General features: G+C 56.3%; 2 protein-coding genes. Both read right to left on the bottom strand.

Annotated features, from left to right (window positions below; all coding sequences use genetic code 11):
• A partial coding sequence (locus tag HMPREF2129_RS10415) for a hypothetical protein (protein WP_034666372.1) occupies positions 1-224 on the bottom strand: 224 nt, incomplete at its 3' end.
• 41 nt (positions 225-265) lie between these two features.
• Complete coding sequence (locus HMPREF2129_RS10730; RefSeq protein ID WP_052093135.1) at positions 266-1,183, bottom strand: SIMPL domain-containing protein; 918 nt, start codon at positions 1,181-1,183, stop codon at positions 266-268.
• Between the last annotated feature and the right edge of the window lie 50 nt (positions 1,184-1,233).

Genomic DNA, 1,233 nt, shown 5'->3' with positions numbered 1-1,233 from the left:
AAGCTGCGCAGGCTTGCCAGGTAAATCCCATTGTTCAACGCGGCGTAAAACACCTGGTCCACCCCGGAATGTGGATTGGTGTCTAACAATTCCAAGATGCGATTGACAGTGGTATCCGCCAGCCGGCTGATCCGGCGTTGGTGATAAGGGATCGGATGTTCGGTGCGCGGGCGAGGATTGGTTTCGTAAAAGAGCCGGCTGCGCGATGCGCCGATAATGTCCATCGCCTTCGTTTTGGAGTAGCCGACAGAAACGAGCTGGTTGATCAGCGCTTCTTCCGCTTGCCGTCCTTTCTCGTAGAGGTGTTGTTGGGCGTCGGTGAGGACTTTTCCTCCGCGTCTGAGTCCACGCCAGGTAGCCCTGGCATGGTCGCTAAAGCTTTTCCCAACGCATCAGTGGCCAGTTCAGCCCGCTCTGCTCTTTCCGTCGCCTTATCCAGGGCACGCTGCATAGCTTCCTCCCGACGTTTCGCATCGAGTTCGAGTTTGCGCTTTTGCTGCATCAGGGTGGAGATTTCCTTGCGTAGCTGCTGGATTTCAACACACTCATCCATCGTCAACGTTCCAATCCTCCTCGGTGTAGTACGCGTCGGTAGATCACCATCGGCAACCATTGCTGTCCAGCGTCGCACGGTGTGATCAGCAAGTCCATGTTCAATCAACCACGCTTCTTTCTGACCATGCGGCACCAAGCCGTATCCGATGACAATCTCACGGATGTACTCAGGTGAATACCTTCCCCGAAACGCATCATCAACAGTGCGTTTAGCCCGTTGAATGCCATCGAGACCATCATCAGTGGACTTTGCTGTCTGCAATGTGCGGGCCCAGCGATTGATAGAGAGAGTTTTGATTCCCTGCCGAGCACACCACGGGCCTTTCGTGCCGTGCGGCAACAGGTTATAAATCGTGATCATTTGCCGCTGCTGCGTTGGATGAAAACAACTGCCAGCACGGGTAACACGGTACGGGGAGAATACGAACGCTACCGCATCAAGCGACGTCAACAGCTCCTCATCGAGGACTTCCCCCGCCGCCAGCACACGCGGCGGCATAGCCAAGACTTCCTCGACCTCCTCGCGTGACGTCTTGGGCTTGGCCTTCCGGGCAACCATCGGGGCTTCAACGGTCGGTGGCGACGCCAACGCCAACGGAACCAACTCAGGCAACTGTGGACCGGCCATGAACAAAACCTCCTAAGGTCCGTCGTTCACAACCACCCTGGCACTAAGGG

It is taken from the genome of Corynebacterium tuscaniense DNF00037 (assembly GCF_000759055.1).
Taxonomy (GTDB): Bacteria; Actinomycetota; Actinomycetes; order Mycobacteriales; family Mycobacteriaceae; genus Corynebacterium; species Corynebacterium tuscaniense.
Note: the sequence above shows the minus strand (reverse complement) of the source record. Positions and strands in the feature narration are given on the sequence as shown.